This is a genomic window from Telluria sp. GW821-FHT07G12 (assembly GCF_059418525.1).
In genome coordinates this window covers 71,147-93,134 of record NZ_JBWKQA010000002.1, presented here as the reverse complement: position 1 = coordinate 93,134, position 21,988 = coordinate 71,147, and the positions used below count along the sequence as shown (strand labels likewise).

The following is a 21,988-nucleotide window of genomic DNA, read 5'->3' as shown; positions in this document are numbered from 1 at the left end:
TCATCGTTTTATCACGAAGCCGACTTGCCATGGCGCTCCGTTTGTCCGTCCCTCCATCCGCCGCCGAGCGCCTTGTACAACGCCACCGTCGCTTGCAGGCGCTTGAGTTTCAGGATCCCCATGTCGTTCTGCACATCGGACAAGGCGCGCTGCGTATCGAGCACCGTCATCAGGTCCTCGGCCCCTGCCCGGTATCGGATTTCCGAGAGGTCGTAGGCCTTGCGCGCCTCTTCCAGCTCGAGCGTCTTCAAGCCGCGCTGCTCGTCCAGGCTGCGGATCTGGCCCAGCGCCGTATCCACTTCCGACAAAGCGGACATGACGGTCGCACGATACACCTGCACAAGTTCCTGCTTGCGTGCGATGGCGAGATCGCGTTCCCGCTTCAGCCGGCCGCCATCGAAAATCGGCGCGGTCAGCGAGGCGCTGACATTCGCGAGCAGGTTGGGCGCGTTCAGCAGGGATAGCAAGGCGCTGCTCTGCGCGCCCAGGGCCCCGGTGAGCTTAATGCTGGGGAACAGGTTCGCCCGCGCGACCGCGACGTTGGCATCGGCGGCGGCAAGCGTGGCCTCGGCGCGGCGGATATCGGGCCGGCGCGCCAGCAGCTCCGATGGCAAGCCCGGGAACACCTCGGGCAAGGTAATTGTGTCCAGTCCGTTCTGGGCAACGGAAAAGGTCTGCGGCGTTTTACCAAGCAGGATGGCCAGGGCCGCCTGCGCTTCGCGCTCCTGCTGCATCAGTTCCGGCAGTGTCGCCTTCTGCTGCGCCACGACGGAGCGCTGGCGCGCCAGGTCGAGCGGCGACGCCGCGCCCGCGCCTCGCTGCACCTCGACCAATGCCAGGACATGCTCGGCGTTCGCCACATGCTCGCGCGCGACGGCCAGGCGGTCGCGCAGCGACAACACCTGCAGATAGGTCGCGACGATGCCGCTGGTAACCGTCAATGCCACGGTCTGGCGGTCGAAACTGCTGGCTTCGAGCGAGGCTTCCGCCGACGCCACGCCTGCCTTGTTCTTGCCCCAGAAATCGGCTTCGTAGGAGACCTGCAGACTGCTGCCGGCGGCGGTGCTGGCACTGCCGCTGCCGATCGGCACGGCGCGGATGGCATCGGTGTAAAAGTCCGCAGTCGGCAGCAGCGACACGCCGGCAATGCGCGCCTCGGCCTCGGCCTGCTTCACGCGCGCCAGCGCGCCGGCCAGTTCCAGATTGCCGGCCTGGCCTTCGTCGACGAGGCGCGTCAGTTCCGGACTGCCGAAGCGCTGCCACCAATCCTTGTCGGGCCACGCTTGAGGATGTGCGCTTCCGTTCCCCACCCAATGGGCGGGCAAGTCGACCCTGGGCGGCGGCTCCGGGTTCGGCATGCGGCTGGCGCAGCCTGCCAGCACGGCGCAGACCAGACCTGACAGCAGGGACGAAGCAGCCGGCCAGCGGAAAAATGCCGGCGTCAGGGCGCGCCGCGTCATTGGCCTTCCTCGGGAGCCGGGCCGGCGACGACCTTGTCCCCTGCGGCCAGGCCGGACAGGATCTGTGCCGTTTGTGCGTTGCGCACGCCGACTTTCACCTTGCGGACGCCGACATGCTGGGCCGCATCGAGCACAGAGACCTTGTACATCCCATCCTCGTCGGGCGCACCGAGGCAGTTTGCAGGCAGCACCAGCGTGTCGCGCGCCTGCGCGACGACGAACTGCACCTGCGCACTCATGCCGCTCATCAGTTCGCGATCCTGATTCCTGACGTCGAACAGGACAATATAAAAGGCCTGCTTGCCCTGCTCACCCGTGCCGTCGACCGGCGTGGGAAGGACCTGGCGCAGCTTGCCCGACCAGCGCTTCCCGGGATAGCCGGGGGTCGTGAAACTCGCCGCCATGCCGGGCCGCAAACGCGTCACATCGTTTTCCGCAACCCGTGCCGCCACCGTCATGTCGGAGAGGTCGGCGATGCGGACCAGCGACGCAGCCGGCTGCCCGGCGGCGACCGTTTGTCCGGTCCGTGCGGCGAGCGATACGACAGTGCCGGACATCGGCGCCTTGAGCTGCGTTTGCTGGCGCAGGTCTTCGTCGATTTTCACGGTCGCTTCGAGTTCCTGGATTTGCGCAGCGATCGCATCGACACGCGCGCTCGCCGACGAGGCATTCATGCGCGCCGATTCGAAGGCTTCCTCGCGCGTGGCGTTCTGCGCTTTGAGCTGGGTCTGGCGCTTGAACTGAAGCTGGGCGAAATCGAGCTGCGCGCGCTGGTCGGCCAGCTCCGCCTGCAGCCGGGCCATACGGGCGCGGTTGCTTTCGATTTTGGCAGGCTGCAGGGCCGGGCTGATCTCGAGCAGGACCTGGCCGGCCTGGACGGTGTCACCGATGGCGACCTGCACGTCCTTGATTTGTCCAGAAAGCTGGGCATGGGTATCCGCCCATTTGTGGAGCTGGAGCTTGCCGGCTGCATCGACTGTTTCCTGGATGTCGCCGCGGCGCACGGTGACCGTGTCGACTTTTGCAGCTGCGGTGGAGGCCGCGGGCGGTGAAGGCTTGACCGCTTGAGCTGATGCGGAACCGGTGCTCAGCATGGCGGCCAGTGACAGCAGCAGCGCCGACGTCTTGCGGAAAGATCCGCAGCCTGCGCGTGCGCTCATAGGGGGTGTTCGGTCTGGTTGTTCAGCAGCCATGGAACGCGCTTACAAAAATACCGAGTATACACATCTCAGGAACTCAAACGCTGTCCTGCCGGGAGAATGTGGAGGCGCGGCGTGGGAAGCTTAGCGTAAATATCGTCTTGCCATTACGGCTGTCTACCTGCGCGATCCCATCGTGCAGTTGCATGATGGCCCGGACAATCGCGAGGCCCAGGCCTGCGGAACTGCCGGACGCGCGCGCAGGGTCGGCACGGTAGTAGCGTTCGAACAGGCGCTCCTGGTCGGCCTCGGGAATGCCATCGCCGGTGTTCGCCACCGTAATCGCAAGCCAGGTTTCGTCTTCAGACGCGTCCAGGGCAACCGTACCGCCGGGCGGCGTATGGGCGATGGCATTCGACACCAGATTGTTCACCGCACGGCGCAATAGGACGGGATCCGCCTGCAGCGCGAGGGCCGGGACAGCCCCCATCGTCAGCGCCACGTCCCGGTCTTCCGCCAGCATCTCGAAGTAGTCCTGGATATGCGCAAGTTCCTTACGCACGTCGAGCGTTTCGCGGCGCAGCGCCAGCTGGGCATTGTCGGCGCGCGCCAGGAACAGGGTGTTTTCGATCATGCGCGCCAGCCGCTCGTACTCTTCCAGATTGGACGCGAGCAGGGCCTGGTACTCGTCCACCGGACGTTCGCGCGATAAGGCCACCTGCGTCTGCATCATCAGCGCGTTGACCGGTGTGCGCAGGTCGTGGGCCAGGTCGGCGGCGAAGCCGGACAGGCGCTGCACGCCCTCCTCCAGCCGGTCCAGCATGGCGTTGAAGGCCGTGCAAAGCTCGCGCAATTCGGCCGGCACACCGTCGACGGCGAGGCGCTGGTCCAGACGGTGGGCGCTGATGTCGTTGGCCTTGGCGATCATGCCGTACAGCGGACGCAAGCCTTGCCTCACGGCCGCGAATCCCAGCAGCGTGGCGAGCAGGCTGCCGACGGCCAGCGCGGCCAACAGGTCGAAGGCATATCGCTTCAAGACCGCGAGCCGGTCCGAACGCATGCGCGCCAGCGTCACCTTCAGCATGCCGCCATCCGCGCCGGCCAGCACGCTGAGCACCCGCACCGGTCCCGTCGCGCCGTCGATACTGGCAATGTCGTCTGCCTGCGGCTCGCGTCCGGGTTCGACCGGCGCGCGCAGTCCGCGGGCCATCGCGGGCGCCGCGGACATGGTGTCGAGCAGGGCCACGCCCGACGGCGCGACGATACGCAGCATGACGCCATCCTGGCCGATGGCCCGTCCCAGCACGTCCTGCAGCGCATGCGGCATGGTCCCGCCATCCGGCGTCTCGTGCAGCAGCTGGCGTATCAGCACGGCCTTGTTCAGCAGATCGAGATCGTCGCGCCTTCCCATCTGGCCCGACAGGGTCTGGTACAGATAGGCCCCCACCGCCACGAACACCGTGGCGGCGATGGCCGCGAACAACAGTCCAAGACGCAGGGAAATCGAGAGCGGCGCGCGCATCAGTCGCGCGCTTCCATCACGTATCCCATGCCGCGCATGGTGTGGATCAGCTTGCGCGGATACGGGTCGTCCACCTTGGTACGCAAGCGGCGGATGGCGACATCGACCACGTTGGTATCCGAGTCGAAGTTCATGTCCCAGACCTGCGAGGCGATCAGGGAGCGCGACAGCACCTCGCCCTGGCGCCGCGCCAGCAGCTGCAGCAGCGCGTACTCCTTCGGGGTCAGGTCGATGCGCGCGCCGCCGCGCACGATCCGATGGCGCAGCAGGTCGATCTCGAGGTCGTCGACGCGCAGGATCTCCGGCTCACGCAGCGGCGCGCGGCGCAGCAGGGTGCGGATGCGGGCCAGCAGTTCGGCGAACGCGAAGGGCTTGACCAGGTAGTCGTCGGCACCGAGTTCGAGCCCGCGCACGCGGTCCGGGATCTCGTCGCGCGCTGTCAGGAACAGCACCGGCGTCTGCTTGAACTCGCGCAGCTTCTGCAGCACTGCCCAGCCATCCATTTTCGGCAGCATCACGTCGAGCACCAGCAGGTCGTAGTCGTGCTCGAGCGCCAGGTGCAGGCCGTCCGGTCCGGTGCGCGCCAGGTCGGCCGTGAAGCCGGACTCGCGCAAGCCCTTGTGCAGGTAATCGCCCGTCTTGGGCTCGTCTTCGACAATCAGAATTCGCATGATCTTCTCCTCCCGCCATTGTGCCGGAGTTTGCTGCCGCCGAGGATGACAAGTGCGTCAGCGGACTGTCATCGAATTGTCATCTTCGGGTCATGCCGGCGTCAGCGTGGCGGCCGCACACTGCAGCCATCCCAACCACGAAAGGACATCCTCATGAAAGCCCGCTCACTCGCCCTGATCCTCCCCCTGCTGGCCGCCACAGGCTTCGCCGCCGGCAGCGCGCAGGCCCTGCCCAGTCCCTTCTCGCCGCTCGACGCCGGCATGCTGGTGAACGCCGACGGCAACCGCAACATCGCCGTCGGCGCCGATACCCGCTACGTCAACGTCGTCAACGGCGAGACCGTGAACTTCACGGTGGATGGCCAGGGCTGAGCCATGCGAGCACGCCTGAGCGCATTCGCACTGTGCCTGGCCGCCGGGGCGCAGGCGCAGGAGATGCACCATCACCACGGCCAGCCGGCCGCCGGCGCGCCGGCGGTCTTCGTCGCCAGCAGCGACCGCCCGTTCGCCCGCCTGATGGACGATGCGATGGCGGTCATGGACCGCGGCATGCAGGCGGCGCCGATGAACGGCGAGCCGGGGCACGACTTCGTGACCATGATGCTGCCGCACCACCAGGGCGCGATCGACATGGCCAAGGCGGTCCTGCTGAATACGCAGGATCCCGAATTGCGCAACCTGGCGCTCGGCATCGTCGCCGAGCAGCAGAACGAAATCAACGTGATGCGGGCCTGGCTCGCGCGCCATCCCGACCACAAGGAGAAAAAATGAAGACCATCCCACGGCTGCTGACACTGGCGGGGCTGATCGGTACGCTGCCGGCTGCCCATGCCCTGCCTGCCCCGTCCGACCGCGTGTACACCGCCGACCAGAATTCCAACACGGTGTCGGTGTTCGACCCGTCCAGCAACCGGCTGCTGGGCCAGATCGTGCTCGGAAACCAGCGGCCCGACGTCCTGTCGCCGCTCTACCGCGGCGAGATCAACGTCCACGGCCTGGGTTTTTCGCCCGACCACAAGACCCTGGTCGCGATCTCGAACGGCTCGAATTCCGTCGCCTTCATCGACACCGCGACCAACAAGGTCAAGGGCAAGACCTATGTCGGACGATCGCCGCACGAAGGCTTCTTCACGGCGGACGGCAAGGAAGTCTGGGTGGTGGTGCGCGGAGAGGATTATATTTCCGTGATCGACCCGCGCACCTACAAGGAAACGCGCCGCATCCCGACCGCGGTCGGCCCCGGCATGGTGCAGTTCCTGCCGGATGGGAAGCTGGCGTTCGCGGTGTCGAGCTTCACGCCCGAAGTCGACGTCATCGACGTCAAGGCCCACAAGGTGATCAAGCGCATACCCGTGCTCAGCCCGTTCTCGCCCTTCCTGCAGTTCACGCCAGACTTCAAGGAAGTGTGGATGACCCACAAGGACGTGGGCAAGGTAACCCGCATCGATACCCATACCCTGGCGGTGACCGGCGTGATCGATACCGGCTTCATCACCAACCACCTGGCCTTCGCCAGGGTGGATGGCAAGGTACTGGTCTATGTGAGCGTCGGCGGCGAAAACCTGGTCAAGGTCTACACCACCGGCAAGGAAGCCAAACCGGTCGCCAGCATACCGACCGGCGCCCTACCGCACGGCATCTGGACCTCGGACGACAGCAGCCGCGTCTACGTGGGCCTGGAAAACGGCGACGGCGCCGAAGTCATCGACACGGCCATCAATCGCGTGATCGCCCGCATGCCGGGCGGCCAGGCGCCGCAAGCGCTGGTCTATCTGTCGAATGTGGCCGCGCCGGGCAGCGCGGACAACCTGGTCCAGCGGGTGAACCGGGATTCGCAGCCGCTGTCGCTGAAGGCCCCAGGCGGCGCCGGCCGCGGCCTGGTGGTGGCGCGCCAACTGGGCGTGGTCGATGCGCTGGAAGTCACGGTGTTCAAGCTCAAGCCGGGAACCGAGTACAGCGTCTACCTCGGCGGCCAGCTTACCGGCTCGCTGCGCACCGACGCCAAGGGCATGGCGGCGGGCACCATGATCGGCCCGGTGCGCACTTTTGCCCAGGCCGGTGCGGCAGCGGCAGCACCCGCCACGCAGCGCGTACTGGTCATGGAAGGCACGGCCGCGCCGGATCCGGCCGCCGCCGTACTGGCAAACGAGGTGGCCGACTAGCGCGGCGGAGCCCCCACCACTTACGCTGCGGCGATCCCGCGCACCGTGGCACGGCCTTTGCGGCGCGTCGTGTAGACCACCAGGGCCAGGCCGGTCAGCATCAGCGCCCAGTCGGTCGGCTCCGGCACCAGGTTCAAGCTCAGCAGCGACGAGGTCGACGCGTAGTCGACGCCCGTGTTCGTCAGCGCGAATTGCAGCGCGCCGGTCGGATCGCCGATGACGTTGCCGAACGAGTCGTACAACACGATCGAGAAAAAGCCATTGTTGTCAGAGGCATTGTTGGAGCTGAGGAAAGCTTCCGAAAAATTCAGGCTGAACGCGAACGGGCCGTCGACCTCGAGGTACAGATCGTTGTAGCTGCCGGGGTTGCCGATCGAAAAAACGCCTGCCGTGTCGCTGACCGCGCCCTGACGGTCGAGCTCGACAAGCGGGGTCCCGGTAAAGTGAGACAGGTAGGCCGTCACGGGGGCGGCGCCGGTGATGCTGCTGAACACCAGGTCGATGGCGGCGATATCCGAGGTGGCGGTATTCGCGGCGCCGATCTTGTAAGTCGGCAGCACGGTGGCGCCGGCCGTCAGGCTCGCCGCAGTCAGGCCCAGGGCCAGTACGACATGACGCAGATATTTTTGAATGTTGAACATGTGTTTTCCTTAGACTTAGAGAGTGCCGGCGTAGATGACAGCGGTGTAGCCGATCGGGCCTTTGCTTGGGTTGGAGAAGATCACCGTGATCGTTGCGGTCTGGCCCGCAGCGAAGGAGGCATTCGGCAAGGTGACGTACGGCGCACCGTTGTGGGTGCCCGAGGCGGCGTCGACCGAGACGCCCGTCGTCAGGCCGGTGAACTCAAGGTTGATCGGACCGCTGATGCTTGCCGCCGACTTGTTGGTCAAGGTATAGGTCACGCTGAACTTCTGGGTCGTACGGTTATAGACCGGACCCACGCTGGTGACGCCGAAGCTGGTGGTGACATTGGTGATGCAGCTATGGATCGGGGTCAACATGTTGCGTGGCGACACAGGCTTGACCGTGAAATCGGCACCGTTGTTATTGGTATCGACGCATTCATTGGTGCGGAAGGCGGCCGTCGTCGGCGCCAGCGTTGCGGTCGGCGTGCCACCTTCGGCAGGCGTCGATCCACTGCCGAACGCCACCCAGTCGATCACGTTCGTGGTCGTTGGCGTCGCCGACGCGGGCAGTACGGCCGTGCCCTTGACCAGGGCCACTTTGCCGGCCGTCCCGGACATATTGATCGTGCCGGTCGCATCCGCGGCAGGGAGTGCCGACCCGTTGGCGCCGCCCGAAAACTCCGCGATCAGGAAATATTGTCCAGGCTGCAGTGTCTTCGCCGGCAGCGCCGTGGTGTTGCTCCACGAAGTGCCTGCCGTCGAGGCATATTGCACACTCAGGCCGCTCAGGGAAATCGGCGCCGAGGTCGGGTTGAAAAGTTCGATGTAATCGTTCTTCAGCGCCGCGTTGGCGTTACCGCCGGCGCCATAGATCTGGCTGATCACCAGATGGGGAGCCTGGGGCGCAGGCGTTCCCGCCGTATTGTCGACCGTGAACGCAAAAGCGCTGGAGGTGCCGACGTTATTGGACGCGTCGTAGGCCTTGGTCACCAGACTGTGGCTGCCTTTGGTCAGCAAGGTGGAGTCGTATGCCAGCGTGTACGGCGCCGCCGTGCTGGAACCGGCCAGGCTGCCGTCGACATAGAACTCGACCTTGGTCACGCCGACGTTGTCGGTGGCCGTGGCGTTGAGGGCAATGCGGCCCGCGCTACCCGTGACGCTGGCGGAGACGCTAGGCGCGACCGTATCGATGATCGTATTGCTGGTCGTGAAGCTGACCGGGGCCGACTTGCCGATATTATTCGACGCGTCGTAAGCCCAGGCCACCAGGCTGTGGCTGCCGTTCGACAGTTTGGTCGAATCGAGCGTGGCGGCATAGGGGGCCACGCCGGTGCTCGCGATCAGGTTGCCGTCGACGTAGAACTCGACCACGGTCACGCCTTTGTCGTCGGTGGCGTTGGCCGACAGCTTGATGTTGCCGCTGCTGCCGCTGACACCGGCGCTGACAGTCGGGGGAACCAGATCGTCGCCGCCGGCCACCTGGGTCACCCAGATCGGTGCCGACCACAGGACGTTACCGTCGTTCTGGGTCACTTTGGCGTAGTAGAAATGCTCGCCGAGTGTCGGGGTGAAGGCCTGCGATGCGCCCGTTCCCAGCACGGTGACGGTGCCATTACGGCCCGGCACGCCTTCATAGAAAGTCACCGTCGAGGCCGACTTGCCGGTGCTGTTCGAATAGTTCGCGGTCAAGGCAAGCGAGCCGTAGTTGGTGATGCGCTCGCCCATCATGTGCGTCTCGCCCACCGTCACACCGTTGCCCTTGCTGGTGAGGATCAGTTGCGAGGTCTTGTCCATGGTCGCGAACACGCGGCGCGCCTTGAGGGCCTCGATAAAGCTGGCGTTGGTGAAGGGGGTGCCGGTCGGGATCAGGACACCGGTACGGTTGGTGTAGGACGCGCCCCAGTTTGCGCAGTGGTTGTCCTGGTCGGTCGTGAAGGCAATGTGGAAGCCCGCCTCGAGCGCCTTCTGGCAGGCGCCTTCGTAGCTGCTGCGGCCCGTTTCCGTTTCCGTCGTGTTGACCGAGAAAGCCGAGGTGTTGAGCACTTCGCACAGGGCCATCGCGGTGTCGCCGTCGGCCGTGTAGCCGAGCGCCTTGCCATTGACGATGAACTGGCCGCTGCTGGACGGGTGGTTGAACTGGCCGACCCAGCCGCGCTGGGCCATCAGCGTGTACAGGCCGGCGTAGTCGCCCTTGGCCGTGAACGTGTCGCCGATCAGCTGTCCGCTGCTGTTGTATTCCCATTCCAGCAGTTCCGGCACGTTGAAGATGTTCATGTGGCCGCCGTTATTGATGACGCCCCACTCCAGGCCATAGATGCCGAGGAAGGTCGGGTTGGCGGCATTGAAATCGGCGGCCGCCTTCAGGCCCGACTGGTACAGCGCGCGCGCCTTGGCGGCGTCGGCGCCGGTGTTGGTGCCGTCGGAGCCGTCGTACATGTGGTTATGCTCGGAAGCCATCAGGAAGTCCAGGCCCTTGTTCTTCGCATAGGCGTAGGCCTCGGCCGGACCGCCGGCGGTGCCGGTCTGGGGATTCTGGGCGCCCGAGCAGCTGGCCAGGTTGCCGCCGCCGTCGCTGTGGTTGGTCTGGCTGTGCAGGTTGCCGAAGTAGACCGTGTAGGCCGGCTGCGTGCTGGCCACGGCAAAGGCCGCGGTGGTGCGCAGGCGCGTCGACGTGCTGGTCGTGGGCTGTGGCGCGGCGAGCGTCGAGGCGCTGGGCATGGCGGCCGTCGATGGCGCGCCGACGACGATCTCCCATTTCTGTTCTTCGGCGTCTTCGGCTTCCGCGAGGACGGTGTCGATCCCCTCGGCGCTGGTGTCGGGGCCCTCGTCGGTCGTCGGCTTGGCCGTGGCGACCATGCGCACGGTGTAGACGCCATCGGCCAGGCTCGGATCGGCGCCGCGCGCGGCCCAGTCGATATTGACCTTCAGCGGTGCGCCGCTCAGGCGTTCGATGCCCTGCCAGCGCTGGATGACGTTGCCGCGCGCGTCGAGCAGTTCGAGGCGCCAGAAAACGTCTTGGGCGCTTTCAACGAAGGGATAGGAAAAATTCAGGGTGAAGCTGCGGCTGCCTTGGGTGTCGCCCGCGTACGGTGCGTACAGCGTGGCTTCGAATTCGCGATGATCTTCTTCCAGATGTTGCGCCATGGCGCCGAAATTGATTGCCGCCAATGCCATCGCGAGCAGTGCGCGACGAGGCAAACCTTGCTTGCCAACCCGATTCTTTCCGTTCATAACCTGAGCCTCTTCTTAGTATACGTGTGGAAACTGATGCGCCCGTCGTGCAATATGCATTAACAAATGCACAAAAGCAAATGCAAATTTTTCAAGAACAGCGGGGAAGCCGCGACAAACCTGCCTTGCTTCCCTGTACAAAACAAAATCCTCTAGATAATTTGGTGTCAAAAGGAAATAATGCACGTTGCAAAATTGTCACGTCCAATACCTTGAGTGCCATGATCGCCTGCGAAAAGACCATGAAAAATTGACAACAGGAATTGCTTTTCGAGCGTTGCATATTACCTAGCAAAAAAGACGAGATCATGACCACTGCTTAGTCCAAGTGGACTAATTGCAGTGCCGAGAAGGGAACAGGTGCGATGCGGCGGCAGATGCGCGCGGCGACAGGAAGTCGCCACGAAAAGTGCGCGGATGCCGAGCGCTTCGGCTGGGGCCGGGAAAACCGGCAAGGCCGCCCGCCGTGCGAGCGGCCTTACTCCCGTCGCGCCTGTTACAAGGAACGCAGGAAAGCCAGCAGCGCTTCCCGGTCGGTCTTGCTTGCGTTGGCGAAGCGCTGGCGTGCGCGCAGCCCCTCGCCGTCGTGCCACAGGATGGCTTCGCTCAGGTTGCGCGCCCGGCCGTCATGCAGATAGCCGACCTGCCCTTCCTTGCCCATCACCTTCTCGGTATAGCCGATGCCCCACAGCGGCGCGGTGCGCCACAGGCTGCCGCTGGCGCGGCCCTCGGCATACTTGTCGGCCAGGCCGGCGCCCATGTCATGCAGCAGCAGGTCGCTGTAGGGGCGGATGGTCTGGTTGCGCAGTTCGGCGAACAGGTGGCCCGGGCCGGTCTTCATCTCCACCGTGTGGCAGGCAGCGCAGCGCATATCGGTGAACAGTTTGGCGCCGGCCGCGACCTGCTGCGGCACGACGCGGTGCTCGTCGAGCGGCGCCACGCCTTTCGGGAAGCCGCTTTCCAGGCTGCGCTGGGCCGGCACCGCCAGCAGGGACAGGTAGTGCGAGATCAGCTGCAGGTCACCCTCCGCAATGCCGCGCTGGGCGCCGGCCTTGGCGCAGCCGGCCGGGTCGAAGTGGCAGCTGCGGTTCGGGTAGACCGGCGAGGCCACGGCCATGTCGGTCATCAGCGCGGCGGCGGCCTGCTGGCGCAGCGTGGCCTTGGCGGCCTTCCAGCCGAAGCGTCCCAGGCGCACCGCGCCCGACTCCGGATCGAAGACGAAGTTGGCGATGCCCTTGACGCCATCAAGGTCCGGGGTCGAGCGCACACGCGCCAGGATGTCCGCTTCCGGCACCGCTTCCAGCAGGCCGACGCCGATCATGGGCTGGGCCGCGCGCAGCGACCAGGCGTCCGGCACCGGTCCTTCGAAGGCCAGCTTCGGCTTGCGCAGCTCGACCGTACTGCCGTCGGCCAGCGTCACTGTCTGCGCATCGAAGCCGGCCACGCGCACCCCCGTGCCCCAGTTCTGCGGCGCGCCGCTGCTGGAGACGGCATTCATCTGTACTGCCATGCCGTAGGTCGGATGGGCGAGCTGGCGGCCGCCGGCATCGAGCGCCGCGGTGCGCACAGACATGCTGTCGAGGCGCTGGCCGATCGCGCCCGGCGCCGGGCTGCGGCCGTTGTTGACGTGGCAGGCGATACAGGCGGACTGGTTGAAGCGCTGGCCCTGCAGGCCTGCCACCGCCTGGTTGACGTCGTTGCCCGGCTCGTTGTGGGCGCCGGTCGTGAAGTTGCTGTGGACCAGGCGCCGGCCTTCGACGAAGCGCTGCATGTTGCGCATGCCGGCATGGGTGTGCGGTTGCTGGAACATGAACAAGGCATTGTCGGAGTAGTTGTAGGACACCGAACCGAGGCCGCCCGACAGGGTCTCGTCAGGCAGCGGCAGCGTGTTCAGGCGCGGCTGCACGCCATACCAAGGGCGCAATCCCTTGCCGACCACATAGGCCCATTCGTAGGAGTAGTAGCGGATGCCGCCGTTGTCGCCGTTGGCCTGCATCGACTCGGTGGTCGAGAACATCGAGGGCGAGACTTCGATCACGTCGCCTTGCGCCAGCGCGCGGCCCGGCACATAGACCTTGTTCGGGAAGCCGTCGGCGCCGATGCCGTCGTGGCCCGGATAGTCCTTGATCAGCAGCGTGCAGGCGCCGTTGATGCCGTTCGCGCTGCTGAGTCTCGGCCCGTTCGGATAGGCGACCGGCTTGCAGACCGGGACATTGCGGTCGACCAGCTCACCCGGCGCCATCCAGCCGTAGCCGGTGACGCCGGGACGGTCGAAGGCGCGGAAGAAGGCGACGCCGCCAGACAGGAAATCGACCGTGGTGTACTGGTTGACGATCAGGCTGGGCTTGGTCACGCCGGCCACGCGGCTGTTGTCGATGATCTCCACGCCCCAGGTGCGGTTCTTGAAGTACTGTGGCACGAAGGTGAGGTAGTTGCCGGGGCCTTTATCCAGCGGCAGGCCGGTGGCGGGGTCGATGGTCTCGTTGGGACCGTAGCCGATCTCGTTCCACTCCTCGCCGCGCTCGCGGCCGTGGCGCGCCAGGCCGCGCGCGCCGAAGCGGGTCACCAGGGTGCCGTCGGGCAGCGTGAACTGGAGCGTCTCGATCGGCTGGTCCGCGGCCGGCAGCGGCTGCATGCCGCTGCCGCTGTCCGGGAAGGCCGGCGCCGAGGTCGTGGCGGCAAGCAGGGTGTTGTCGCTGCCCGGCGACTTGAACTCTGCTTCGAACAGCGAGTAGCCGTAGTTGGTGGCGCGCGCCACGCCTTGCAGGCGCAGGTAGCGGGCCTGCACGCCGAGGTTGAAGAATTCCTCGGTGCCGCCGCGGCCATTGCTCACGCTGCGCACCAGGTTCCAGTTCTTGCCGTCGCTGGACGCCAGCAGGTCGTAGGCCTTGCCATAGGCGTTCTCCCAGACCAGCTTGAGGTAGCCGAGCGCGGTCGGCTGGCCGAAGTCGAACTGGATCCAGGCGCCGTCTTCGGCGGTGCTGGCCCAGCGCGTGGCGGGGTTGCCGTCGATCGCCATCTTCGCCGCCAGGCCGCCGTTCTCGACCGCCGACGAGGTGGCCTCCACCGGCTTGACCGCCACGCCCGGCTTGCTGACATCCACCGGCGGTGGCGGCGGCGGCGGTTCGGTGGCGGCCGGCGTCCCGGAAAAGGCCTGGATCTCGAAGATCGAGTAGCCGTACTGGCCCGAGCGCTTGATGCCCTGTACGCGCAGGTAGCGGCCCTGGGCGCCCAGATTGCTCCAGTCCTCGGTGCCGCCCTGGCTGTTGTCGACGGTCTTGACCGTGGTCCAGTTGCTGTTGTCGTCCGAGACCTGCAGCGCATAGCTGGCCGCGTGCGCGTTTTCCCAGTCGATGCGGACCCGGTTGATGGCTTGCGGGCTGCCGAAGTCCAGTGTCAGCCACTGGTCGTCGTTGAAGGCGCTGCTCCAGCGCGTGGCGCCGTCGTGGTCGATGGCAGCCTGGGGACCGAGGTCGCCGCGCTCGGAGGCGCTGGCCTGCGCCGAAACCGGCGTCAGCGCCGTCTCGAGCGAGGCCGAGCTGCTGGCCAGGAAGCGCGCGCCGGATTGGGCGCCCTGCCCTGGCTGCCCGGCATTGTCGGCGCCGCAGCCGGATAGCGCCAGCGCTATCGCGAGCAGCAAGGCGCGATGCCCTTGTGTCGATGTCATGGAATGTCCTCTCCGCTGATCAAGCGTGGTCGATTATGGTTGCCGTACGGCAACTTTGGAAACCTTACCGATGGCTGCAGTTACTGTCAATAAATCAAGAACAAGCGTTCTTTGGTATTTACAAAGATGAAAACGGTCGTTAAATATCTGCCTACTTTCTTGGCGAAAAAACACTACCGAACTCGGCTGCCGCTCTACTGCGAACAGCATACCTTCTAGTTGGTAGATACATCAAGTGCAGCTCGTGTGTGCTTGGCAGGCCACGCAAAATACGCTTGACAATACCCGGTACACCATCTAACGTTACACCATCAAACGGCCAACCAAGAAAATCTCCGCCATGAAACAGGCGCCACGCCTCGACGATCACCTCTGCTTCGCGGTCTACGCGCTGAACCTGGCGTTCACCCGCGCCTATCGCGCGCCGCTCGAAGAACTGGGCCTGACGTATCCGCAATACCTCGTGATGATGGCCTTGTGGGAACGTGATGGACTGCCCGTATCGGAGATCAGTGGCCGGCTGGGCCTCGATCCAACCACGCTGACGCCGCTCCTCAAGCGCCTGGAGCAGCGCGGCTTTGTCGAACGGCGCCGCTCGCAGCAAGACGAACGCCAGGTGCTGGTGAGCCTGACCGAAGCGGGACGGGCGCTGGCCCTGCCCGCGTCCAGCGTCGCAGGCAAGCTTGCGGCAGCATCGACGCCTTGTGGGGACGTCGATTTCAAGGAACTGAAAGCCACCTTGAACAAGGTAAGGAAGCTGCTTCCCCAAGACTGAACTGGGCGGGCCGGCGCGAGGCGGCCGGCCGCTCCCGCCATCCACGGATGGCATTTTTTTGATTCATTGATCCGACCAACTAGTAGGTATACATTTTTTAAAAGGAGTTCTGCCATGGCACATCCGCTTTCCTCTCTCGGCATCCTGCACACCGTGCTGAGCCTGATCCCTGTGGCCGCCGGCGTTTTCGCATTTGCCCGCCACGGAAAAATCGATCCACGTAGCAGCGCCGGCAAAGTGTATTGGGCCGGCATGCTGGTATCGGTGGTGACCAGCTTCGGCCTGTCCAGCACCGGCCATTTCAACCCGGGGCATGCGCTCGGCCTTCTCACCCTGCTCGTCATGCTGGCCGCCACCCTGGCGCCGCGCATCGCCTTTCTCCGGCGCGCGGGCGCCTACATCCAGGTCGCCCTCATGTCTTTCAGCTTCATGCTCCTGCTGGTTCCGGGAACCAATGAAACACTGAGCCGCTTGCCCGTGGGCCATCCGATCGGCCACGGTCCGGATTCGCCGCCAGTGAAGCTTGCCCTCGCCTGCGTGTTCGCGCTGTTCCTGATCGGCACCGCCTACCAGCTGCTGCAGCTGCGCCGTCGCGCGGCATTTGACAACCAACCTACCGAAAGGTAGGATCAAGCCATGAACAAGACATCTTCCACCGCCGAGGACATCCTCGCCAGCGCCCGCTCGCTGATCGTCAGCGGCGGCTACAACGGGTTCAGTTATGCGGACATCGCCGACGTGGTCGGCATACGCAAACCGAGCATCCACCACCACTTCCCGAGCAAGGCCGAGCTGGTCAGGGCTCTGGTCGCAGGCTATCGCAATGAGGCGGAAACAGGCATCGAGAATCTCGTACGCGCGATTCCTGGACCGCTCGACCAGCTGCGCGCCTACATCGGCTATTGGAAATCCTGCATCGGCGACGCCAGCGCACCCTTCTGCATCTGCGCGCTGCTGGCCAACGAGCTGCCGGTGCTGCCGCAAGAAGTCGCGCTGGAAGTCCGCGCCTATTTCCGCTTCCTCTCCGGGTGGCTCACCTCGGTCTTCGAACAAGGGGCCGCGCAAGGCGTCATCAAGCTGACCGACGCGCCGCGCATCGAGGCGGAAGCCTTCATGGCGACCGTTCACGGCGCGATGCTGTCGGCAAGGGCCTATGGCGACACCGCGATTTTCGGCGTCATCATGGACCCGCAACTGACGCGCCTGGCAGCCAAAGGCTGAGGGTCGACGGCAGCGGCCGCTACTGAGCGAGCATCGATACTGGGAAGACCGCGGCTACGAGTGATATGCGGGGATTCAAGCTTGCATTGATCCCCCGGGCGGTGCTAATATCGGAACCGATCGGTCCACATATTGATCGAACCACTGGGAGGGTTAGCGATGGGAGACCATGCCGGGCTTGGCCGGCCGCGCGAATTCGCGCTGGACGACGCTGCACGCGACGCGATGGAAGTGTTCTGGGACCACGGCTACGAAGGCGCGTCCCTGCCCGACCTGATCGCGGGAACCGGTCTGTCGCGCGGCAGCCTGTACAAGGCCTTCGGCGACAAGAAGAGCCTGCTGCTGGCCGCCCTCGACCGCTACACGGCCGACGGCTTGACACGGACCGCGGAGCAGCTGTCGCAACCGGGTTCCGCCAGGGCGGCAATCCGCAGTTCGCTGCTGCGCCATGCGGCCCAATCCTCCGACGAGGCCGGGCGGCGTGGCTGCCTGGTCGTTTCCATGGCGACGGAACAGGCCGCGCACGACCCCGAGATCGCGGAACGGGCGCGTGCCATGTTCGCGCGCCTGCAACAACTGTATGCCGCCGCCATCGTCCGCGGCCAGGCCGGCGGCGAGTTCCCCGAACGCGATGCGCAGGCCCTGGCGCGCTTCCTGGTCTGCCAGATCCAGGGCATGCGCGTGCTGGGGAAAACCGGCGTCGCCGAAGCGGACATGGTCGCGATGGTGGAGAACACCCTCCGCGTTCTCGACTGATTCAAATTTTTTTGCTCAATTTGGAACCGAACGGTTCCCTAAGGAGGTTGCATGTCACAAACTGATCCCGCTCCGCCCGAGCCGCGCCGCTGGGCGATGTTCGCCGTCCTGCTGGTCGGCGCCTTCCTGCCGCCGCTCGACTTCTTCATCGTCAACGTGGCCCTTCCCTCCATCCAGGGCGACCTGGGCACCTCGTCCTCGGCCGAGCAGATGGTCATTTCCTCGTATGCCGCGCTGTATGCGGTGACCCTGATTACCGGCGGGCGCCTGGGTGACCTGTACGGCCGCAGCAGGGTGTTCTTCCTCGGCCTGGTCGGCTTTACCGCCGCCTCGGTGCTGTGCGGTGTCGCCTGGTCGCCCTGGGCCCTCATCGCCGGGCGCACCCTGCAGGGCATCACCGCCGCGGTCATGGCGCCGCAGGCGCTCGCCTCCATCCAGGCCATCTTCCCGGAGTCCGAAAAGCCGCGGGCCCTCGGCCTGTACGGCGCGGTGTTCGGCCTGGCCTCGGTCATCGGGCAGGCGCTGGGCGGCATCCTGATCGCGCTGAATCCGTTCGGCATGGGATGGCGCGCGGTCTTCCTGGTCAACCTGCCGGTAGCTCTGCTGGTGATCGTGTTCGGCATCCCTCTGTTGAAGCGGACCGGCGAGCAAGGCGCGGGCAAGCTGGATCCGGGCGGCATGGTCTTGTCGATGCTGACGCTGGCACTGGTGATCGTGCCGCTGATCGAAGGCCGCGAGGCCGGGTGGCCCTGGTGGTCCTGGCTGTCGCTGGCCGCGGCGCCCCTGCTGGCCCGCTTCTTCTGGCGCTTTGAGGGCCGGCTCGCGCAGGCCGGCGGGGCGCCGCTGCTCAACCCCGCGGCACTGCGCGCGCCGGGACTGGGCCGCGCCCTCTTCATCGCCCTATCCTTCTATTCGATCGGTTCCTTCTTCCTGCTGTTATCAAGCTATCTGCAGAACGCCCTGCACGTCAGCGCCCTGGATGCCGGCCTGGTCTTCCTGCCCTTCGGCGCCGGCTTCCTGCTGGGACCTCTGTCCACGCCTTATTTCCGCCGGCACTACGGCGACTGGGTCAATCCGCTCGGCATGGCACTGGAAACCGCCGGCTTCCTCGGCCTGGCATGGCTGATCTCCGCGACCCCGGACGGCGCCGCGCCGGCATCGCCCCCGTTTGCCGTGCTGCTGTTCGCGATCGGCTTCGGACAAGGACTCGCCCTGCCGACCCTGATGAAAATGATCACCGGCCGCGTGGCGCCCGCCTATTCCGGCATGATCGCCGGCATCGCCAGCTCGACCCTGCAGGTGAGCACCGCGCTCAGCGTGGCCCTGATCGGCGGGATCTTCTACACCGTCCTCGGCGATCGGCATGACCCGGCGGCGATCTCGCACGCCTTCGTCGTCGCCGCCCTGTGCATTGCCGTCTGCCTCGGCGCCGGCGTGGTGCTGGGCATGACGCTCGCCCGCCGCGCCGCCGCCGCTTCCACCCAAGGCCGGGTGTCCGGCGCTTGATCCACCGTTTTTTTCAACGGCGCCCGCATGCGCCACAAAGGAGTCACACCAAATGAGTGCAAACGACAAGCAAGTTAGCTTCTACGTCTATTACCAGGGCACGCCCGACGCTCACTTCGACCGCGATTACTACACCAACACGCACCTGCCGCTGTGCATGGACGCCTGGGGGAAGTACGGCCTTCTCAGCATCAAGGCCTTTTACCCTGCGCTGAAGGAGGAAGGTACGATCGCCATTTGCGAGAGCGTGTTCCGCGACGAAGCCGCGGCCCAAGCCGCATTCAATTCGCCGGAAACGGAGGCAGTGATGGCGGACGTGGCGCGCTACACCCAGCTCACGCCTATGCGCGTGCGCGCACAGGCGGTCTCGATCTAACAGCCGGCAAGACCGGGACCCCGGCCCGCGGCGCCGGCGCGGGCCGGCTCCGGGTTCAACCGTCCGTCGACACCGTCAGCTGTTCCCATCGATCCAGCTCGTCCGCCATCGCGGACAGCTTGCCGCGCACCAGCGCCAGCGCGTCGCTGCCGAGCAGGAGATGCACCGGCGGCTCTCCGGCTTCGATCGCGGCGAGCATGGCCCGTGCGGCCTTGACCGGATCGCCCAGCTGTTTGCCGCTCTTCTCCTCGCGCGCCTTGCGGATGGGGTCGAACAGTGTGTCGTAATCTGCGATCGAACGCGGCGTGCGCTGCATGGAGCGCCCTGCCCAGTCGGTGCGGAACGAACCCGGCGCCACCGCGGTGACGGCAATGCCGAAGGGCTGCACTTCCTTTGCCAGCGTCTCCGAGATTCCCTCCAATGCGAATTTGCTGCCGCAGTAGTAGCCGATGCCGGGCATGGTGATATAGCCACCCATCGAGGTGATGTTCAGGATATGGCCGCGCCGACGCGCGCGCATATAAGGCAGCACGGCCTTGATCATGGCAACCGCGCCGAACACGTTGACGTCGAACTGTCGCCGCATGTCCTCCAGCGGGGACTCTTCCAGGACGCCTTCGTGCCCGTAGCCCGCATTGTTGACGAGGACGTCGATCGGCCCCACGCTTTCCTCGAACCCGCCGACGACAGCTTCGATGGCGGCATGGTCCGTCACGTCGAGGATACGCGCTATCGCCCTCCCCGGCGCCAGGATCTCGAAATCCTGGACCGCCTGCGCGTTGCGCACGGTGCCGATCACCTCGTGGCCCTGCGCCAGTGCTTCCTGCGCCAGCGCACGCCCGAAACCGCTGCTGACGCCCGTGATGAGCAGACGTTTTTTTCCTGTCATGGGAATTCTCCTTCACTTACGATTGAAATGACATCCTGCATTCGAGGCTTGAATGATAGGATGGGAACAGGCCGTAGAAAACCGCTGCCAGTCTTTGATCCTTGCCCAATCCGATGAATTACGACAGCACCGCCGCGAACGCCGACTCCGCCTGCCGTGCCATGCTGCGGCACAGGATGGTCAGCCTGCTGGCCAGCCTCGCGCCCGAGGAAGGCTATAACCTCAGCCGGCTGCCTGACGTGCGCTTCCTGCGCTCGAACCGGCCGCTGAAGGCCACCCCGGTGCTCTACGACCCGGGCATCGTGATCGTGTGCCAGGGCCGCAAGCGCGGCTATTTCGGCGACCAGGTCTACGTCTATGACGACCAGCACTACCTGGCCGTGTCGGTTCCGGTGCCATTCACGATGGAGACCGACGCCAGCGCCGAGGAACCGCTGCTGGCCATCTACATGCACCTCGACTTCGAGCTGGCGGCCGACCTCATGCTCCAGCTGGCCCAGAACGGCGGCATCGACGAAACCACGCCCGCAGGGATGATGTCGACCCCGATGGATCGCAGGATGGCCGAGTCGGTGCTGCGCTTTCTCGAGGCGATGGGCGATCCGCTGCAGGCTGCCGTGCTGGGGCCCGCGCTGGTCCGCGAGATCTATTTTCATGTGCTGACAGGGGCCCAGGGCGGCGCCATGCGCGCGGCGCTGTCGATGCGGGGACGCTTCGGCAAGATCGCGCGTGCCATCCGCCGCATCCACCAGTCCTATGCCTCGGGCCTCGCGGTCGAGGAACTGGCGAAGGAGTCCGGCATGAGCGTGCCCAGCTTCCACAGCCACTTCCGCAGCGTCACCCGGACCTCGCCGGTGCAATACCTGAAATCGACACGGCTGCACCAGGCACGCCTGCTGATGGTCAGGAACGGGATGACCGCGGCCGCGGCCAGCCATGCGGTGGGCTACGGCAGCCCGACCCAGTTCAGCCGCGAGTTCAAGCGCCTGTTCGGACGCAGTCCGGTCGAGGAAGTCAGGCGCATGAAGGCTGAATTCGCGGTGCCGCCGGCGCACGCGAACGCGGCTTTCGTGTCCTCTCACTGATGCATGCTTCTGCGGCGGCTTCCGTTTGCGGACAAGCTGCCGACTAGAACCTCGTTGCGGTTGCACCTGTGACATGAATCCAAGTTCAGTCACGCGTAGGCACAGCCGTCACGACGGCATGCAACAACTGCTGTGACACCGATCAAGATTTTTGGAAAGTTTAATTGCAGCAAGTCGCTGTGTAACCCAGACTGTCCCTTGACCGCTTGCTTGCGTCAGTTCCCACCCGGAATATCGTGACGCCCACCAAATTCAGTGGGGATTCCATGAACCTGAACTCTGCCCGGCGTGCAGATTCTCTTCTGAGCAGCTCATTCATTGCGCTCGTCTTTTCGCTAAGCGGGTGGGCCCTTCTGGAGACCTGGTTATTACTGATGCACGTGAGCGGACGCGGGCAAGTGCTGGCAGCAGTGCCGGGCTCGATTCTTGTTTTTCTCTCCGTAAAACATTTTTCGCGTTTCCAGCGAGGACCTTTCGATAATGACGGCCTCAGGCCGTATAAACGCAGGCGTATCTCCGGCTCGGGGACTTGGTATGCATTGTTCCTATGTGCGATAGGCGGCCTCATCGGTCTTTTCATACTGATCGGCGCGACTCTCCTTTTCGCCGCACTGGTTGTCCCTCTGAGCGTTATTCCATGGTCGCGCCTCCCTTTTTGCCGGAACCACTTTTTTGCGGCGGCCACAATGATGTTGGCTGGGATCGGGCTGGCACTTTTCATTGGACGCCATTCAATCGACCCCATGTTTCTCGCCATTGCCTGCTGGATTTTCTGGACTTGCACCTGCTTCGTGCTGCTCGTTAGAGCAGAAAGATTGTGGCGCAACCGGCGCAGCGTGAGAAGCATGTCCAGTGCTTCCGAGTCGCAATTACTTCCAGATTGATGTTGAACTCAACATGCG

General features: G+C 65.1%; 20 protein-coding genes. 12 read left to right on the top strand and 8 right to left on the bottom strand.

Annotation, left to right across the window (positions count from 1 at the left end; genetic code table 11):
* Positions 1-11 precede the first annotated feature (11 nt).
* The 4 genes from AC07PE_RS08705 to AC07PE_RS08690 all read right to left on the bottom strand — a co-directional run bounded on the left by AC07PE_RS08705 (position 12) and on the right by AC07PE_RS08690 (position 4,792).
* Positions 12-1,460 (bottom strand): efflux transporter outer membrane subunit, encoded by a 1,449-nt coding sequence (locus AC07PE_RS08705; RefSeq protein WP_498763227.1) that lies wholly within the window; start codon positions 1,458-1,460, stop codon positions 12-14.
* Complete coding sequence (locus AC07PE_RS08700; protein ID WP_498763225.1) at positions 1,457-2,620, bottom strand: efflux RND transporter periplasmic adaptor subunit; 1,164 nt, start codon at positions 2,618-2,620, stop codon at positions 1,457-1,459. Before AC07PE_RS08700 ends, AC07PE_RS08705 begins: the two co-directional genes overlap by 4 nt.
* A 76-nt stretch (positions 2,621-2,696) precedes the next feature.
* Positions 2,697-4,121, bottom strand: coding sequence for a heavy metal sensor histidine kinase (locus tag AC07PE_RS08695; protein WP_498763223.1), 1,425 nt, complete (start codon positions 4,119-4,121; stop codon positions 2,697-2,699).
* Positions 4,121-4,792, bottom strand: coding sequence for a heavy metal response regulator transcription factor (locus AC07PE_RS08690; protein WP_498763221.1), 672 nt, complete (start codon positions 4,790-4,792; stop codon positions 4,121-4,123). Before AC07PE_RS08690 ends, AC07PE_RS08695 begins: the two co-directional genes overlap by 1 nt.
* A gap of 153 nt (positions 4,793-4,945) precedes the next feature.
* Here AC07PE_RS08690 and AC07PE_RS08685 point away from each other — a divergent pair, with 153 nt between their 5' ends.
* The 3 genes from AC07PE_RS08685 to AC07PE_RS08675 are packed head-to-tail and all read left to right on the top strand — an operon-like array spanning position 4,946 to position 6,954.
* The gene (locus AC07PE_RS08685) at positions 4,946-5,164 is read left to right on the top strand and encodes a hypothetical protein (protein WP_498763219.1); all 219 of its coding nucleotides are present in this window, start codon (positions 4,946-4,948) and stop codon (positions 5,162-5,164) included.
* 3 nt (positions 5,165-5,167) lie between these two features.
* Positions 5,168-5,563, top strand: coding sequence for a DUF305 domain-containing protein (locus AC07PE_RS08680; protein WP_498763217.1), 396 nt, complete (start codon positions 5,168-5,170; stop codon positions 5,561-5,563).
* Positions 5,560-6,954: a YncE family protein gene (locus AC07PE_RS08675; protein ID WP_498763215.1), complete on the top strand. Its 1,395-nt coding sequence runs from the start codon at positions 5,560-5,562 to the stop codon at positions 6,952-6,954. The genes AC07PE_RS08680 and AC07PE_RS08675 overlap by 4 nt, the downstream gene beginning before the upstream one ends.
* A 20-nt stretch (positions 6,955-6,974) precedes the next feature.
* Here AC07PE_RS08675 and AC07PE_RS08670 read toward each other — a convergent pair whose 3' ends face one another.
* Both AC07PE_RS08670 and AC07PE_RS08665 read right to left on the bottom strand, forming a co-directional pair.
* Positions 6,975-7,595, bottom strand: a complete 621-nt coding sequence (locus tag AC07PE_RS08670; RefSeq protein ID WP_498763213.1) for an NF038129 family PEP-CTERM protein — start codon at positions 7,593-7,595, stop codon at positions 6,975-6,977.
* A gap of 15 nt (positions 7,596-7,610) precedes the next feature.
* The gene (locus tag AC07PE_RS08665) at positions 7,611-10,724 is read right to left on the bottom strand and encodes an Ig-like domain-containing protein (protein ID WP_498763211.1); all 3,114 of its coding nucleotides are present in this window, start codon (positions 10,722-10,724) and stop codon (positions 7,611-7,613) included.
* 113 nt (positions 10,725-10,837) lie between these two features.
* On the opposite strand from AC07PE_RS08665, the gene AC07PE_RS08660 reads away from it, so the two are divergent.
* Positions 10,838-11,065: a hypothetical protein gene (locus AC07PE_RS08660; protein WP_498763209.1), complete on the top strand. Its 228-nt coding sequence runs from the start codon at positions 10,838-10,840 to the stop codon at positions 11,063-11,065.
* Between the two features lie 242 nt (positions 11,066-11,307).
* On the opposite strand, the gene AC07PE_RS08655 is transcribed toward AC07PE_RS08660, so the two are convergent.
* Entirely contained in the window at positions 11,308-14,478 is a 3,171-nt protein-coding gene (locus AC07PE_RS08655) for a di-heme oxidoredictase family protein (protein WP_498763207.1), read from the bottom strand.
* Positions 14,479-14,818: 340 nt separating this feature from the next.
* On the opposite strand from AC07PE_RS08655, the gene AC07PE_RS08650 reads away from it, so the two are divergent.
* The 6 genes from AC07PE_RS08650 (at position 14,819) to AC07PE_RS08625 (ending at position 19,112) form a co-directional block, all read left to right on the top strand.
* Positions 14,819-15,253: a MarR family winged helix-turn-helix transcriptional regulator gene (locus AC07PE_RS08650; protein ID WP_498763205.1), complete on the top strand. Its 435-nt coding sequence runs from the start codon at positions 14,819-14,821 to the stop codon at positions 15,251-15,253.
* A 114-nt stretch (positions 15,254-15,367) separates the two neighbouring features.
* On the top strand, positions 15,368-15,880 hold the full coding sequence (locus AC07PE_RS08645) for a hypothetical protein (RefSeq protein ID WP_498763203.1): 513 nt from the start codon (positions 15,368-15,370) through the stop codon (positions 15,878-15,880).
* 9 nt (positions 15,881-15,889) lie between these two features.
* Positions 15,890-16,474, top strand: coding sequence for a TetR/AcrR family transcriptional regulator (locus tag AC07PE_RS08640; RefSeq protein WP_498763201.1), 585 nt, complete (start codon positions 15,890-15,892; stop codon positions 16,472-16,474).
* Between the two features lie 159 nt (positions 16,475-16,633).
* A complete protein-coding gene (locus AC07PE_RS08635) occupies positions 16,634-17,230 on the top strand; it encodes a TetR/AcrR family transcriptional regulator (RefSeq protein WP_498763199.1) in 597 nt (198 codons plus the stop codon).
* A 51-nt stretch (positions 17,231-17,281) separates the two neighbouring features.
* Entirely contained in the window at positions 17,282-18,736 is a 1,455-nt protein-coding gene (locus AC07PE_RS08630) for an MFS transporter (RefSeq protein WP_498763197.1), read from the top strand.
* A 52-nt stretch (positions 18,737-18,788) separates the two neighbouring features.
* Positions 18,789-19,112 carry an EthD family reductase gene (locus tag AC07PE_RS08625; RefSeq protein WP_498763195.1) on the top strand — a complete coding sequence of 108 codons (324 nt, stop codon included), beginning with the start codon at positions 18,789-18,791 and terminating at the stop codon, positions 19,110-19,112.
* A gap of 55 nt (positions 19,113-19,167) precedes the next feature.
* Here the strand turns inward: AC07PE_RS08625 and AC07PE_RS08620 are convergent, their stop codons facing one another.
* A complete protein-coding gene (locus tag AC07PE_RS08620) occupies positions 19,168-20,001 on the bottom strand; it encodes an oxidoreductase (protein ID WP_498763193.1) in 834 nt (277 codons plus the stop codon).
* Between the two features lie 113 nt (positions 20,002-20,114).
* On the opposite strand from AC07PE_RS08620, the gene AC07PE_RS08615 reads away from it, so the two are divergent.
* Together AC07PE_RS08615 and AC07PE_RS08610 are read left to right on the top strand one after the other, a co-directional pair.
* Entirely contained in the window at positions 20,115-21,086 is a 972-nt protein-coding gene (locus AC07PE_RS08615) for an AraC family transcriptional regulator (RefSeq protein WP_498763190.1), read from the top strand.
* Positions 21,087-21,352: 266 nt separating this feature from the next.
* On the top strand, positions 21,353-21,970 hold the full coding sequence (locus AC07PE_RS08610; RefSeq protein WP_498763188.1) for a hypothetical protein: 618 nt from the start codon (positions 21,353-21,355) through the stop codon (positions 21,968-21,970).
* The last annotated feature ends 18 nt before the right edge of the window (positions 21,971-21,988 follow it).